The sequence below is a fragment of the Nocardioides baekrokdamisoli genome, assembly GCF_003945325.1.
Lineage (GTDB): Bacteria > Actinomycetota > Actinomycetes > Propionibacteriales > Nocardioidaceae > Nocardioides > Nocardioides baekrokdamisoli.
Genome location: NZ_AP019307.1, coordinates 1,032,121 through 1,045,572, shown reverse-complemented (window position 1 = coordinate 1,045,572; position 13,452 = coordinate 1,032,121). Strand labels below are relative to the sequence as shown.

18 protein-coding genes are annotated in these 13,452 nt (G+C 67.7%); 12 read left to right on the top strand and 6 right to left on the bottom strand.

Annotated features, from left to right (window positions below; translation table 11 throughout):
* Nucleotides 1–43: 43 nt before the first annotated feature.
* A complete protein-coding gene (locus KCTC_RS05015) occupies nt 44–646 on the bottom strand; it encodes a DJ-1/PfpI family protein (RefSeq protein WP_197715251.1) in 603 nt (200 codons plus the stop codon).
* Nucleotides 647–664: 18 nt separating this feature from the next.
* Here KCTC_RS05015 and dapE point away from each other — a divergent pair, with 18 nt between their 5' ends.
* From dapE to KCTC_RS04975, 8 genes are read left to right on the top strand one after another with little or no spacing between them, the layout of a single operon-like run.
* Nucleotides 665–1,723, top strand: a complete 1,059-nt coding sequence (gene dapE, locus KCTC_RS05010) for a succinyl-diaminopimelate desuccinylase (RefSeq protein WP_125567332.1) — start codon at nt 665–667, stop codon at nt 1,721–1,723.
* A gap of 12 nt (nt 1,724–1,735) precedes the next feature.
* Nucleotides 1,736–2,461 carry an LOG family protein gene (locus tag KCTC_RS05005; protein ID WP_125567330.1) on the top strand — a complete coding sequence of 242 codons (726 nt, stop codon included), beginning with the start codon at nt 1,736–1,738 and terminating at the stop codon, nt 2,459–2,461.
* On the top strand, nt 2,458–2,733 hold the full coding sequence (locus KCTC_RS05000; protein WP_125567328.1) for a DivIVA domain-containing protein: 276 nt from the start codon (nt 2,458–2,460) through the stop codon (nt 2,731–2,733). The genes KCTC_RS05005 and KCTC_RS05000 overlap by 4 nt, the downstream gene beginning before the upstream one ends.
* 51 nt (nt 2,734–2,784) lie before the next feature.
* On the top strand, nt 2,785–2,952 hold the full coding sequence (locus KCTC_RS04995) for a DUF3117 domain-containing protein (protein ID WP_125567326.1): 168 nt from the start codon (nt 2,785–2,787) through the stop codon (nt 2,950–2,952).
* A 21-nt stretch (nt 2,953–2,973) separates the two neighbouring features.
* Nucleotides 2,974–4,446, top strand: coding sequence for a leucyl aminopeptidase family protein (locus KCTC_RS04990; protein ID WP_125567324.1), 1,473 nt, complete (start codon nt 2,974–2,976; stop codon nt 4,444–4,446).
* A gap of 10 nt (nt 4,447–4,456) precedes the next feature.
* On the top strand, nt 4,457–5,767 hold the full coding sequence (locus tag KCTC_RS04985; RefSeq protein ID WP_231998844.1) for a Tim44 domain-containing protein: 1,311 nt from the start codon (nt 4,457–4,459) through the stop codon (nt 5,765–5,767).
* 29 nt (nt 5,768–5,796) lie between these two features.
* Nucleotides 5,797–6,057 (top strand): type II toxin-antitoxin system Phd/YefM family antitoxin, encoded by a 261-nt coding sequence (locus KCTC_RS04980; RefSeq protein WP_125567322.1) that lies wholly within the window; start codon nt 5,797–5,799, stop codon nt 6,055–6,057.
* Nucleotides 6,054–6,449 carry a type II toxin-antitoxin system VapC family toxin gene (locus KCTC_RS04975; RefSeq protein WP_174233032.1) on the top strand — a complete coding sequence of 132 codons (396 nt, stop codon included), beginning with the start codon at nt 6,054–6,056 and terminating at the stop codon, nt 6,447–6,449. Before KCTC_RS04980 ends, KCTC_RS04975 begins: the two co-directional genes overlap by 4 nt.
* A 6-nt stretch (nt 6,450–6,455) precedes the next feature.
* Here KCTC_RS04975 and KCTC_RS04970 read toward each other — a convergent pair whose 3' ends face one another.
* The gene (locus KCTC_RS04970) at nt 6,456–7,109 is read right to left on the bottom strand and encodes an O-methyltransferase (RefSeq protein WP_125567320.1); all 654 of its coding nucleotides are present in this window, start codon (nt 7,107–7,109) and stop codon (nt 6,456–6,458) included.
* A 153-nt stretch (nt 7,110–7,262) separates the two neighbouring features.
* On the opposite strand from KCTC_RS04970, the gene sigE reads away from it, so the two are divergent.
* Together sigE and KCTC_RS04960 are read left to right on the top strand one after the other, a co-directional pair.
* Complete coding sequence (gene sigE, locus KCTC_RS04965; RefSeq protein ID WP_125567318.1) at nt 7,263–7,835, top strand: RNA polymerase sigma factor SigE; 573 nt, start codon at nt 7,263–7,265, stop codon at nt 7,833–7,835.
* Nucleotides 7,832–8,254, top strand: a complete 423-nt coding sequence (locus KCTC_RS04960) for an anti-sigma factor (protein WP_125567316.1) — start codon at nt 7,832–7,834, stop codon at nt 8,252–8,254. Before sigE ends, KCTC_RS04960 begins: the two co-directional genes overlap by 4 nt.
* A gap of 106 nt (nt 8,255–8,360) precedes the next feature.
* Here KCTC_RS04960 and KCTC_RS04955 read toward each other — a convergent pair whose 3' ends face one another.
* Nucleotides 8,361–9,683 carry a hypothetical protein gene (locus KCTC_RS04955; RefSeq protein ID WP_231998843.1) on the bottom strand — a complete coding sequence of 441 codons (1,323 nt, stop codon included), beginning with the start codon at nt 9,681–9,683 and terminating at the stop codon, nt 8,361–8,363.
* 1 nt (nt 9,684) lies between these two features.
* Nucleotides 9,685–10,074, bottom strand: a complete 390-nt coding sequence (locus tag KCTC_RS04950) for a hypothetical protein (protein WP_125567314.1) — start codon at nt 10,072–10,074, stop codon at nt 9,685–9,687.
* Between the two features lie 116 nt (nt 10,075–10,190).
* On the opposite strand from KCTC_RS04950, the gene KCTC_RS04945 reads away from it, so the two are divergent.
* Complete coding sequence (locus tag KCTC_RS04945; protein ID WP_125567313.1) at nt 10,191–11,639, top strand: WS/DGAT/MGAT family O-acyltransferase; 1,449 nt, start codon at nt 10,191–10,193, stop codon at nt 11,637–11,639.
* Entirely contained in the window at nt 11,636–11,977 is a 342-nt protein-coding gene (locus tag KCTC_RS04940; protein WP_125567311.1) for a DUF6912 family protein, read from the top strand. Before KCTC_RS04945 ends, KCTC_RS04940 begins: the two co-directional genes overlap by 4 nt.
* A gap of 168 nt (nt 11,978–12,145) precedes the next feature.
* On the opposite strand, the gene KCTC_RS04935 is transcribed toward KCTC_RS04940, so the two are convergent.
* Together KCTC_RS04935 and ku are read right to left on the bottom strand one after the other, a co-directional pair.
* On the bottom strand, nt 12,146–12,613 hold the full coding sequence (locus KCTC_RS04935; protein ID WP_125567308.1) for a DUF2505 domain-containing protein: 468 nt from the start codon (nt 12,611–12,613) through the stop codon (nt 12,146–12,148).
* Between the two features lie 25 nt (nt 12,614–12,638).
* Nucleotides 12,639–13,424: a non-homologous end joining protein Ku gene (gene ku, locus KCTC_RS04930; protein ID WP_125567306.1), complete on the bottom strand. Its 786-nt coding sequence runs from the start codon at nt 13,422–13,424 to the stop codon at nt 12,639–12,641.
* Between the last annotated feature and the right edge of the window lie 28 nt (nt 13,425–13,452).

Below are 13,452 nucleotides of genomic sequence, written 5' to 3'. Positions count from 1 at the left end.
TGCCCTCGGCCGCCCACATGTCCTGAATTGCGAGTCTTGCCGGTCAGACCGGAGGCTCGGGGTCGTACTGGATCCCACGCCGGGTGCGTTGGGCCGATTCCAGGCTGCCGAGTCGGTGGACCAGGTGCAAGGCCATGTCGATCCCGGCGCTGACACCCGCGCTGGTGATCACGTCGCCCTCGTCGACGAACCGCGCGTCGCGATCAGGCCGGATGGTCGGGTCGAGAGCGAGTAGTTCGTCGAACGCTCCCCAATAGGTCGTCGCGCGGCGTCCGGCGAGCAGCCCGGCGGCCGCGTAGACGAGGGCGCCCGTGCACACACTGGTCATCAGGGTGGATGTTGATGCTTGGGACCTGACCCAGCTGAGTCGATCGGGATCGGTGGTGTGGGCGCGAGTGCCGCGACCGCCGGGATACAGCAGGACATCGAGCGGTCCGGCGGCCGCGAACGAGTGCGAAGGTGTCAGTGTGAGCCCCTTCGCGGCGATGACGGGGGACCCGTCGAGCGACATCGTGAGGACCCGGTACCCGTCCTCGGGGATGTTCTGGGTCCACCATGCGAGGACTTCCCACGGGCCTACGGCATCCAGTTCCTCGACACCGTCGAACAACACGATCCCGATCGTCTTCACAGCTGCAGTCGCCACGGCTGCGACACTAGCTTCGTGAGTCTCGATCTGACGACCGATGTGGTCGCGCTGACCCGTGCCCTCTGCGACATCGAGTCGGTCAGCCACGACGAACGGGCGATCGCCGATCAGGTCGAGGCGGCTCTGCGAACGCAGGCGCATCTGAGCGTCGAGCGCCACGGGCACACGATCGTCGCCCGCACGAACCTCGGCCGCGGGGAGCGCGTCATCCTCGCCGGCCACCTCGACACGGTCCCGGTCAATCACAACTTCCCGAGCCGTCAGGACGCCGAGTTCGTCCACGGCCTCGGCAGCTGCGACATGAAGGGCGGGGATGCCGTCCTGCTCCTGGCGGCGACGATCGCCGAACCGACCAAGGACCTGACCTTCGTCTTCTATGAGGCTGAGGAGGTCGCCAGCATCCACAACGGCCTGCGCAAGATCGCCGAGTCCCACCCGGAGTTGCTCGAGGCTGACTTCGCCATCCTCGGGGAGCCCAGCAACGCCGGCGTCGAGGCGGGCTGCCAGGGCACCATGCGCGTCGTCGTGACGGTCACCGGCGAGCGCGCGCACAGTGCACGTGCCTGGATGGGGAGGAACGCCATCCACGAGGCCGGGGTGCTGCTGGCCAGGCTCAGTGCGTACGAGCCACGCCAGCCGATCGTGGACGGGCTGCGCTATCACGAGGGTCTCAATGCGGTGTTCGTCGAGGGCGGCGTCGCCGGCAACGTGATCCCCGACCGGTGCACGATCACGGTCAACTACCGGTTCGCGCCGGACCGTTCGGAGGCGGAGGCGGAGGCCTTCCTCCGGGACTTCTTCGTCGGGCACGACCTGGAGGTCACAGACTCCGCGCCCGGGGCCCGCCCAGGCCTCGACCTGCCGGCAGTCAAGGCGTTCGTGGAGGCGACCGGCGGCGCCGTGGAGCCCAAGTACGGCTGGACGGACGTGGCGCGGTTCTCCGTCCTCGGCATCCCGGCGGTCAACTTCGGTCCGGGCGACCCGAGCTTGGCCCACAAGCAGGATGAGCGGGTCCCGATCGCCCAACTCGAGCACGTCTGGGCCACGCTCCGGACCTGGTTGACGACTCCCTGACAGGATGGACACGTGCGCAACGGGTACAACGAGGGACGCCCTCGGCTGAGCAAGGACGGCTCCACCACCGACCAGCGGCTGCTCGACAACCGCGGTCAACCGGGGTGGACCCACAGCGACCCGTGGCGGGTCCTCAAGATCCAGGCCGAGTTCGTCGAAGGGTTCAACGATCTGGCCGATCTCGGCCCCGCGATCTCCGTCTTCGGCTCGGCGCGTACGCCCTCCACCAGCCCTGACTACGAGCTCGCCGCCAAGGTCGGCTCTGCGCTCGCCCAGGCCGGATTCGCCGTGATCACCGGCGGTGGCCCGGGCGCGATGGAGGCAGCCAACAGGGGAGCCATCGAAGCCGGAGGCGCCAGCGTCGGCCTCGGCATCGAACTGCCGTGGGAGGACCGCCTCAACGACTACGTGAACCTGCCGCTGCACTTCCGATACTTCTTCGTCCGCAAGACCATGTTCGTGAAGTACTCGCAGGGCTACATCGTGATGCCGGGCGGTGTCGGGACGCTGGATGAGTTGTTCGAGGCGATGACGCTGGTCCAGACGCAGAAGATCACCCGGTTCCCGATCGTCCTCATGGGCGTACGCCACTGGCAGGGACTGATCGACTGGATGCGCGGGACGATGCAGGCCGACGGTCGGATCGGCCCGCACGACCTCGACATGCTGACCCTCACCGATGACATCGATGAGGCCGTGGCGCTGATGGTCCGCGCACGGGAAGAGCGCCAGCCGTGATCCTGTGGCTGGCCGGGATCCTGGTCGTACTCACGCTCGGCGGCGTCGCCGCCGTCGCTGCCGGCTTCGGTGGCCAGATGGCGCCGGCCGAGGACGATCGGCGGCCCTTGAACCTGCCCGCGGGTCCGATCGGCGCCGCGGATCTGCGTGACGTACGCCTCAATGTGGCGGTTCGGGGATACCGGATGGACGAGGTCGACGCCCTGATCGCGCGTCTTGCGGATCAGATGGAAGGTCGTCCGGTCGCCACCTCAGACAGCGATCAGGAATAATGGTCGGTGCCGCAAGGCAACCCCGTTCCAATCCACGGAAGTGAGTGCCGCATGGCCGCGATGAAGCCTCGTACTGGTGATGGTCCGCTCGAGGTCGTCAAGGAAGGCCGTGGCATTGTCATGCGCGTTCCTCTCGAGGGCGGTGGCCGTCTGGTCGTCGAGTTGAACGCCCAGGAGGCGAACGATCTTGGCGAGGCCTTCAAGGACTTCATCAACTGATTCCGGCCTGAGCGCCCAGTCGTGAACGGGTCACTCCCGCCGCAGGCTCCGCCTCCGGAGTTCGAACTACTTCCCGCCGTTCCGGCCAAGGCCGACCTGATCGCCCTGCCGGTGTGGTCGGAGGCCGGCGATCTGATGGTCGGCCCCGGAGCGGCCGAGATCGACGACGCGTACGACCTGCTCGGTCTGCTCGACGCCGAGGGTGCGACCGGTGCTGCTGGTGAGCTCACGTCGCTGACCATTCCCGGGCGGACGGCTCGCCGGGTGCTGCTCGTCGGTGTCGGGGACCAGACGTCCGCTGACTTCCGTCGCGCCGGTGCGGCAGTGGGCCGCGCGGTTCGGGATCGCGATGCGGTCGTCACCACCATTCCTGCGCTGTCGCCGTCGGTTGCTCTGGAGCCGTTCGTCGCGGGCCTCACCCTGGCGTCGTTCTCGTTCTCCTGGCGGTCCCGTGGCCCGGAGTGGACGCCGGTGCGGACCGTACGCCTCGCGGACCTGGACGGTCTCGAGCAAGAACTGGAGATCGCGGTCGCGCTCGCCCGCGCCTCCTGGCGCGCCCGATTCGGCGCGACCGTCCCGTCGAACATCAAGAACCCCGAGTGGCTCGCCGAGCAGGCGCGCTCGATCCCGGGCGTGAAGGTCCAGGTCTGGGACGAGGGTGCTCTGGCCAAGGAAGGCTTCGGCGGGATCGTGGCCGTGGGCGCCGGTTCGGCGTCGCCGCCTCGGCTCATCCGGTTGGACTACATCCCGACAGGTGCGTCGAAGAAGACCCCGACGGTCGTCCTCGTCGGCAAGGGCATCACCTTCGACACCGGCGGCCTCAACCTCAAGCCGGGCGCCTCGATGAAGACGATGAAGCGCGACGCCACCGGCGGCGCGGTCGTGCTCGCCGTCATGGGTGCGCTCGCGGCCGTCGGCTGCCCGGTCAGGGTCGTCGGGCTCGTCGCAGCAGCCGAGAACGCCGTCAGCGGCTCGGCGATGCGTCCGGGCGACGTCCTGCGCCACTACGGCGGGCGTACGACCGAGGTCACCAACACCGACGCCGAGGGCCGGTTGGTGCTGGCCGACGCGATGGCGTACGCCGCGGACAAGATCAAGCCTGATGTCCTCGTCGACATCGCCACACTCACCGGCGCGATCAAGGTCGCTCTGGGGCAACAGCTCGGTGGCCTGTTCGCGACCAGCGATGATCTGGCAGCGCAGTTCATTGCCGCCGGTGCTGCGTCAGGGGAACCGTTGTGGCGGATGCCGTTGGCCGATGTCTATCTCGACAAGTTGGCCTCGACGGTTGCGGACGCCGACAACGCACCCGGTGGCGCTGGTGCGATCACGGCCGCGTTGTTCCTCAAGCCGTTCGCTGGCGGGATCCCGTGGGTGCACCTCGACGTGGCCTCAGTTGGAGATGCGCCGATCGACGAGTACGAATGGACTGCAGGGCCGACCGGTTTCGGGGCACGGCTCTTGTTGGAGTGGCTGCGCGCTCCGTCGATGTGAGGAGTCGATTGTGAAGAAGCTGATCCCGGCGGCGGTCCTGCTGGTGCTTCTCGCGCCCGGAGCCGCGTACGCACGTGGTGGTGGCGGTGGCCACGGCTTCGGTGGGGGTGGAGGCGGTTTCGGTGGCGGTGGCCACGGCATCGGCGGCGGGTTCAGCGGCGGGCACTTCTTCTTCATCCCGGTCGGTGGCGGTGGAAGCGGCCTGATCTGGCTGATCATCATCCTCGCGTTCGTCGCGTACTGGCTCTACAAGACCTGGAAGCGCAACCAGGCGAACCGTCGCACGCTGAACACCACCAAGGACCGTGTGGCTCATCGGGTCGACAAGGTGGCGTGCGTACGTGCTGCCAGCGTCGAGGCCCAGGTGGGCGGCCTGTCGGATCACGACGCGACCTTCGACGTGGAGCAACTCAAGGCGCGAGCGACGCAGCTCTATGTCGGCGCCCAGCAGGCATGGACCGCCCGTGACCGCGGGACGTTGCGGACGATCCTCGGGCCGGTGCTCTACGGCAAGTGGGACGAGCAGTTGCGCGAGTACGAGTCGCGGGGCGAGGTCAACGTGGTCGAGATCGTCGCCGGGCCAGAGGTCGAGTTCGTCAGCGTCGCCAACCGCACCGGGGAGACCGACGACACGGCGACGTTCCGGATCACTGCGACGCTCAACGACTACGTGCGCGGTGCGTACGGTCGGGCGACGCGCAAGGATGGTTCGACGCGGCCGGTCGAGTACTGGACGCTGCGCAAGAACGCCGGGGGTGAGTGGATCGTCTCCTCGATCGAGCAGGCGGAGGAGGGCCAGCACCACCTCACCGATCAGCTCGAGATCGACACCTGGGACCAGAAGTCGGTCGCCCGCGACGCGACACTGGAGGCGGCCGCCCGGAGCACCCCCGGAGTCGACGATGTCCTGTCCTTGACGAGCGTCTCGTGGTCATCGGACGCCGACGAGGCCGCTGGGGACCTCAGCGTCGTGGACGCGCGTTTCGACAAGACGGTGCTCGAGGTGGCGATCGGCGCGTTCCTCGACGAATGGCGGATCAACGACGGCAGCCTCGACTTCACTGCGGTGCGTACGCCGAACCGGACCGTCATGCGTTCGGCGACCGTGCAGCACGTCGAGGTCCGTGAACTGGTCGCGCGTGAGCCGATCACGTTCCGCGTGGCCGTGCAGGCCGAGGGGATCTACTACGAGGTCGACCGCCGCACCGAGGAGGTCGTACGCGGGGACGCGCACGCGTCGAGAGTCGTGCAGTTCGTGTTCACGATGACGTTGGCTGATGGCGCCAAGGGCTGGACGGTCACGGGAGCGCAGGCAGGCTGACATGTGGCACAAGTGCTACGCTTTGCCACATGTCCACCACTGTCGCCTCGCGTGATCTGCGCAACCACACGGCCGAGGTGATCCGGCGCGTACGCGACGGAGAGACCGTCACGATCACGGTGCACGGCGAAGCGGTGGCAGAGGTCGTGCCGGTGCGTAGGAAGCGCCCGGATTTCTTCTACAGGCACGAAGTCATCGCGATGCTGGACGAAGCCACTGCTGACCGCGGCCTTCTGGACGATCTGAATGCCATGGGCGACGAATCCACCGACGACCTCGGACCGCTGTGACGCGTGGGCTGCTCGACACCTCGATCTTCGTTGCCACTGAGTCGGGTCGGAGCCTCGATCGAGGAGCGCTGCCGGAGCACGCCTTCGTCTCCGTGGTCACCGTCGCCGAGCTCCAGGCCGGCGTCCTCGCCGCCAGGGATGTGGCCACTCGAGCCCGGCGGCTGGCGACTGCGGATCGCGCCGCGCTGCTCACTCCGCTCCCGATCGATGGCGCGGCCGCCACTGCCTGGGCAACCATGCGGGCAGCGCTCTACGAAGCTGGGCGCCGGGTCAACGTGAATGACCTCTGGATAGCTGCCGTCGCGCGTGCGAACGACATGCCAGTCGTGACCCAGGACGCAGGTTTCGACGCCCTGGCTGACCTCGGGATGGTCGAGGTCGTCAAGGTCTGACCTGAGTCACGCCTCTTCGGGCAGCCAGATCTTCTTCGCGACCAGCAGGCCGTCACCCATCGGGATCAGCAGCGGTACGAGGTCCTCGCGCTTGGCGACTTCCTTGACCAGGTCGCGGATCGCCGTCGTCTGCTCGTCACGCTCGGAGGGGTTCGCGACCTTGTTGTGCCACAGGGCGTTGTCGAACGCCACGATGCCGCCGGGGCGCAGCAGCCGCAGAGCCTCCGCGAGGTAGGCCGAGTATTCGCGCTTGTCGCCGTCGACGAAGACCAGGTCGTAGTGGCCGTCCGTCAGCTTCGGAAGCACATCGAGCGCCGCCCCGGCGATGGTGCGTACGCGCTGCGGCGCGATGCCGTCCTCGGTGAACGTCTGCTTGGCGAGGCGCTGATGCTCGGCCTCGACGTCGATGGTGGTGAGGATCCCGTCGGCGCGCATGCCGCGGAACATCCACAGGCCGGACGTACCGGTGCCCGTGCCGATCTCGACGACGGCGCGGGCGTCGATCACCGAGGTCAGGAAGCGCAGTGCGGCGCCGCCACCAGGCCCGATCGGGACCACGCCGACCTCTTCGGCGCGAGCGCGGGACGCGCTCAGGATCTCGTCCTCGGCGACGTACGCGTCGGAGTAGGACCAGCTTGCGGTGGAGATCGGGTCGGTCACAGAAGAAAACCTACCTCGCGACACGCCGTGCTCCGCGGGAACACTCGCGGGTCGGAGTTCGTTCACCCATCGATGACGCACACGGTTCTTGGCTCACGCGGCGCACACGCCTCGCACAGCGCACCCACAGGTGCGCTCCCTAGCGTGCCTGACATGACCGACACGGTTGCCGAACCAGTCCCGACCTGGGAAGAGATCGTCGAGCAGTACTCCGACCGGGTGTACCGGCTTGCGTACCGGCTCACCGGCAACCGCCACGACGCCGAGGACCTCACCCAGGACGCCTTCGTACGCGCCTTCCGCTCGCTCGACACCTACACCCCGGGCACCGTCGGAGGCTGGCTCCACCGGATCACCACGAACCTGTTCCTCGACCAGGCGCGGCGTCGCCAGCGGATCCGCTTCGACGCCCTGTCCGACGAGCGCGCGGCGCGGCTCACGTCCGGAGTCGACCCGAGCGACATGATCAACCAGACCTTCGACGACGACATCGAGCAGGCGCTGCAGGCACTCCCGCCCGACTTCCGTGCCGCGGTCGTGCTCTGTGACGTCGAGGGGATGTCGTACGAGGAGATCGCCGACATCCTCGACACCAAGCTCGGCACCGTACGCTCCCGCATCCACCGGGGTCGCACGATGCTCCGCGAAGCGCTCGCGCACCGCGCTCCGGGCGCTGGCCGCCAGCGGTTCCGCGGACCCAGGATCGCGTGGGGCGGCGCCTCATGAACTGGACCCAGGGATCGCGGAGTCAGCACCTCGGCACGCGAGTGAGTTCGCTGCTCGACGGGCAGTTGTCGGCCGCCGAGGCCGACTGCGCCTGGGCTCACGTCGCAGCCTGTTCCACGTGCCGCGAGGCAGTGCAGCGGGAGACCTGGATCAAGCAGCGTATGGCCGGCTTGTCCGCGCTGACGACGGCACCCAGCTCCCTCAAGGGCGACCTTCTGCGGCCCGAGCACTGTGGCCAGCACCGCGAGCACCGGCGCGTCATCAGTTTCGCCGCCGTCGGCGGTGGGGCAGTCGGCGCCGCCATGATGGGATTCATCGCCCTCAGCCCGGCACCCGCTGCCGCCCCCACGCCGAGCGGATACACGACCAACCCGACCACGGTGATCGCGCCAGCGTCCATCATGTACGTCCGCCGCTGATCCCCTCTGCCGAAAGGTGAGGAAATCCGTGCCGAGAGGTGAGCGGATGTCGAGCGGCGGGAACCTGTCTTCACCTTTCGGCGCGGATTTCCTCACCTTTCGGCGCTCAGGTTGAGAACAGCAGGTACAACCCTCCGCCGGTGAGCCCGATCATGGTCACCAGCAGCGGAAGCTGACCGGTCACGACGTGTTCGCGGGGGAGTACGCGCAGTGCGCGCTTGTGTGCCGAGATCACACCGAGAATGTGGCCGATCACGACCGCCAGGACCTTGAGCACCGCGAGGAAGGTTGCGTCCCGCAGGAGCCAGGTGTTGATCGACATGTCCGAGGTGCCGAACCAGTCGGCTCCGGTGTGGTTGGGGTCGCTCGCCATCTGCAGCGTCAGCTGGCTGCTCAACCAGAAGTAGCTCAGATAGTGCGCCACCACGTACCCGGCCACGATCGGGATCAGGGACGGAGCCAGGGCCGCCGGCAGGTCGCGACGGCGTACGTCTCCGACGCCGGTGCACATCGTGCCGACCATGTAGAACAGCCCGATCACCAACGGAAACCCGATCAGTCCGGCGTCGTTGACCCAGATGACCCAGCCCGGATGGGCGTTGCTCCAACCCGACGCCTGGGTGAACCTGAACCAGGGCACCGACTCGTGGAAGGCGTCGTACGCGATCGTGCCGAACAGGATCGCCAACACTGCGACCTGCCCCGGCTTGGTCGGGGTGGCATCGAGGTTCGCCAGGGGGCGACGGAGGACGAGTCGGCCGTCGACCCGTGCCCACGGTGACAGCCGGGCCATCAGCGAGCTGTAGACCTCGAACGGGTCGCAGTTCTCATAGAACGTGTCACCCCAGATCTGGCCGCCCACGATCATGACGGCCACGTACACGGTGAGCCAGGTGCGTACCGGCGACTGGAAATCGTTGTCGGGATGGACAAGTTCGAGCCAGGTGAACGCCAGCAACCCCAGTGTGGCCGGCCACATCCCCAGCCGTTCGGGGTAGCGGAGAAGCGGTTCACGGGTACCACGGGCGGTATACAGGACTTCTGCGACGGCGCGAACCGGTGAGATCGCCTTCCAGACCTCGCCGAACAGCAGTGAGGCGAAGACGACGCCGACCCACATCAGCACGTAGAAGATGCCGAACAAGGGATTGGTGGCCAGATCGGGAGACCAGATCGCGACGTACGCGGTGTAGGCGGCGATCAGGACGCCGACGACCCGCCAGGCGACGACCCATCCGGTCGAGTCGACGATCCGCCGGGGCAGCGGGACGCTGCGGTCCCGGACCGGTCGCGCGGCGGAGTCAGGCCGGGTGGTCAGCGCCAGGACGACGAACGAGACGACCAGCGCGCCTACGGCTGCCGTGATGGCGAGCCAGAGCGGGATCGGCAGGTCCTTGACGCCGCCGAAGCCGTGGGCGAACAGCTGCACGTCAGTGCACCTGGAGTTGGAGGATCGTCTTCCCGAGGGAGTGGGACTCGACCTCGATCGTCCCCGGCAGGGTCAGGGGGTTAAGGGGTACCTGGGTGTGCCCGACGGTGTAGTCGACATGCTGCTCGGGCGTGGAGTGCACATGGATCTCGCCTGCGACATCTGCGGTGATGTCGAGGACGACCGTCTGACCGACGTTGACGTCCACCTGTTCCGCGATCGGGGTGACCTTGCCACCGGAGAACGTGATCTCGATGACCTTGCGGTTGGAGGTGTCGGTGCCCTGCGAGGCCGAGGAGCCGTTCGACGAGGAGGTCGAAGAGCACCCAGTCGTCGCACCGAGCGTGAGGACGACGAGAACGGCGGAGATGACGGCAGCGTTGCGGCGCATGACGAGCCTTTCGGGGGAGTTCCACGCCCGTGCGTCGGGAGCATGAAGGCTGGTGGGCTCTGACAGAATCGCAGATGTACCAAAACCAGGGCCATCAGGTCCGGGCAGGAGCAGCGGTGGCAGATCGACTCAGCCCGCGCGACCTAGCCTTCCTGGTCCAGGAGACGGCGACCGCTCCGCGGCACAACGCCACCCTCGACATCCTCGAGCCGGGCGACTCCGGATTCGACTACGACGCGTTCCTGGATCTGGTGGCGGACCGGCTCTCCTTCGTCCCGCGCTACCGCCAGCGGATCCAGGTCGTCCCGGGACGCATTGCCAACCCGGTGTGGATCGACGACGAGCGCTTCGACCTGGAGTACCACGCCCGTCGGTCAGCTCTGCCGCGTCCGGGCAACATGGCTCAACTCCGTGATCTGACGGCGCGGATCCTGTCGCGACCGCTGGACCGGTCGCGCCCGCTGTGGGAGATGTACTTCATCGAAGGTCTTGAGGGCGGTCGGATCGCGATCCTGGCCAAGACCCATCAAGCGCTCGTCGACGGCCTCGACACCGTCGATCTCGGCCAGATCCTGCTCGACGTCAGTCCCGAAGCCAAGCCGCTCGGCGCGGATGCCTGGAACCCGCGACGGGCCTCCGCCCGCGGTCTCGTCTTCGGCGCGGTCCGCGACACGCTGATGGACGTCGACACCTTCACCAACACGGTCGACGGGGCGCGTACGTCCCTGGGCAAGCGGGCCGGCATGATCGGCCGGCGGGTCGAGACCGTACGCGGTCTTCTCGGCGTACGTCGTGTGGTGCCGGACAACCCGCTGCTGGGGGACCTGTCCCAGCAGCGGATCTTCGTGACCGCGGACAGCTCGCTCGAGGACTACCGGACCATCCGCAAGGCTCACGGCGGGACGATCAACGACGCTATCCTCGCCGTCATCGCCGGCGGGCTGCGCGGTTGGTTGATGACGCGTGCCGAGTCGCTGGTCGGGCTGCGCGAGATCTCCGCGCTGGTGCCGGTCAGCGTCATCGATGACGACCTCGAGGCGACCGCGCTCGGCTCACAGATCGCGCCGCACTTCGTGCAGTTGCCGATCGCGGAGAACAGTCCGGTCGTCCGGCTGCACCAGGTGTCGTACTCCTTCGAGAAGCACCAGCAGGTGACCAGGGCGGTGGCCGCCAACAGGCTCGCCGGCATCACCGGCTTCGCGCCCACGACGTTCCACGCGATGGGTGCGCGGGTCGCGGCCGTCCAGGAGCGACACTTCCAGGTCTCCGTGACGAACGTCCCAGGGCCCCAGACACTGCGGTACGCCGCCGGCGCCGAACTCGTGGCGAGCTACCCCGTGCACCCCTTGCTGCCCGGCCACGGGCTCGCGATCGGGATCACCTCGTACGCCGGGAAGGTGATGATCGGCATCAACGCCGACCGTGACCTGATTCCGGATGCCGAGGTCCTGGGGCAATGCATCAGCGAAGCGCTGTTGGAGCTGCTGGATGCGTCCAACGGAGGACGGGAGCAGGCGCCGCGCGGCCGTCGTCGCTCGGAGACGAAGCGGGAGACGGACCAATGACGCGTATCTACGTGCCGGCCACGATCGACGAGTTGTCGCAGTGGCACGCCGCTGGCTCGGTCCCGGCGGCTGCCTTTGCGGACGCGTACGAGGCACCTGACGAGACCGAGGAGGGCGAGTACGCCGCCCTGATGTCGGCTGCGGATGCCTCGGCCGAACGTCTCGCCGGCCCCGGACGGCGCTTGGTGCTCGTCGTGGATGCGGGTGCGGCGGCCCCGGTGCCGTTCCGGGAGGTGCTGGCCGTCCATGCCGATCTCGACGAGCGCCCGGCGGATGCTGATGCCGACGAGGATCTGGCTTGGTTCGGGGTCCAGGAGATCCCGGCGTTGTTGGGGTGACCGCGGGTCGCGCCGTCTGTCATTTCACAAACGGTTGGGGCGGTTGCTAGCGTCGAAGCGTGCAAGCGGTCCTGTTGTTGCTGGTCATCCTGCTGTTCGTCATTGCGTTGACGATCGTGCCGGCCTACGTGGTCCTCTACGTCATCGACCAGCGCAGGGCGAAGTAACTCAGCCGCCGAGCTCTGCGAGCGCGGTGCGATGCTCGCGCTCGGCGCCCTTCTTGAAGATCTGCAGGATCAGGTCCTCCAACTTGCCGCCGACCAGCGGCACCGAGACTTTCGCGATCACGCTGAAGACCTCGCGTGACCCGCTGCCCTGAGTGCTGAGGGTCCTGGTGCCGGTGATGTCGCCCGGCTTTCCCGGGAGCGACAACTCGAAGGTCGCCCGCTGACCGGACCAGACCTCGCGCTGGTGGATCTCGACCGAATCGCCCACGAACTTCGTGGCGAAGGCGGGTAGCCCACGGACGGGTTGGGTGTAGCGGATCTCGACGACGTCGCCCTCGACCGCAACGGTGTGGGAGGTCGCATGCTGCGCCTCACAGACCGACTCCCGGAAGGCCGGGTCCTTCAGCAACCCGAGAACGGTGGCTTCGGCCGCCGCGTACTCGAACTCCAACGTCATGGTCTTGGCCATGCCTCGACCCTATCGTCGGGGCGGGTCAGGAAGCCTCGCCGCGGGCCTCTCGCGCGGCGGCAACCGAGCGCTGCAGCGCGGCGAGAAGATCGACGACCTCGCCGGTCGTCGGGGTCGATTCGGGCGTACGCCGCACCTCGCCGCCCTCGATCTTGGCGGTCACCATCTCCTGGACCGCCGTCGCGTAGTCGTCCTCGTAGTCCTCGGAGTGGAAGTCCCCGGCCAGGGTGTCGACCAGGAGGTGGGCCATCTGGACCTCGGCGTCGGTGGGCGCGCCGGCATCGATCGCGAAGTCGGGCGTACGGATCTCGTCTGGCCACATCATCGTCTGGAGCACGATCACGTCATCGCGTACGCGCAGCACGGCCGTCGTCGTCCGCTGCCGCAGCGCCACCGTGACCACGGCCATCCGGTCGGCATCCAGCAGCGCCTGACGCAGGAGTGCGTACGGCTTGGCCGCTGTCTGGTCCGGCTCCAGGTAGTACGACTTCTCGAAGAGCAGCGGGTCGATCTGATCGGCGGGTACGAACTTCTGCACCGCGATCTCACGGGTCGAGTTCGACGGCAGATCCTTCATGTCCTGATCGGTCAGGACGACCAGGTCGCCGTCCTCGGTCTCGAACCCTTTGGCGATCTCCGAGTACGGCACCTCGGCGCCGTCGATCGAGCAGACCCGCTGGTACTTGATCCGGCCGCCGTCAGCCTCGTGCACCTGTCGGAACGAGACGTCGTGGGACTCGGTGGCGGAGTAGACCCGTACCGGAACGTTGACGAGGCCGAAGGAGACGGCACCCTTCCAGATCGCACGCATGACCCCATCCTCGCGCGTGGCTTGGCAG

Excerpts from the sequence above, each read along its gene's own strand:
- KCTC_RS04995 (WP_125567326.1), top strand. The coding sequence starts at position 2,785 with ATGGCCGCGATGAAGCCTCGTACTGGTGATGGTCCGCTCGAGGTCGTC.
- KCTC_RS04980 (WP_125567322.1), top strand. The coding sequence starts at position 5,797 with ATGTCCACCACTGTCGCCTCGCGTGATCTGCGCAACCACACGGCCGAG.
- sigE (WP_125567318.1), top strand. The coding sequence starts at position 7,263 with ATGACCGACACGGTTGCCGAACCAGTCCCGACCTGGGAAGAGATCGTC.
- KCTC_RS04960 (WP_125567316.1), top strand. The coding sequence starts at position 7,832 with ATGAACTGGACCCAGGGATCGCGGAGTCAGCACCTCGGCACGCGAGTG.
- KCTC_RS04950 (WP_125567314.1), bottom strand. The coding sequence starts at position 10,074 with ATGCGCCGCAACGCTGCCGTCATCTCCGCCGTTCTCGTCGTCCTCACG.
- KCTC_RS04940 (WP_125567311.1), top strand. The coding sequence starts at position 11,636 with ATGACGCGTATCTACGTGCCGGCCACGATCGACGAGTTGTCGCAGTGG.
- KCTC_RS04935 (WP_125567308.1), bottom strand. The coding sequence starts at position 12,613 with ATGGCCAAGACCATGACGTTGGAGTTCGAGTACGCGGCGGCCGAAGCC.
- ku (WP_125567306.1), bottom strand. The coding sequence starts at position 13,424 with ATGCGTGCGATCTGGAAGGGTGCCGTCTCCTTCGGCCTCGTCAACGTT.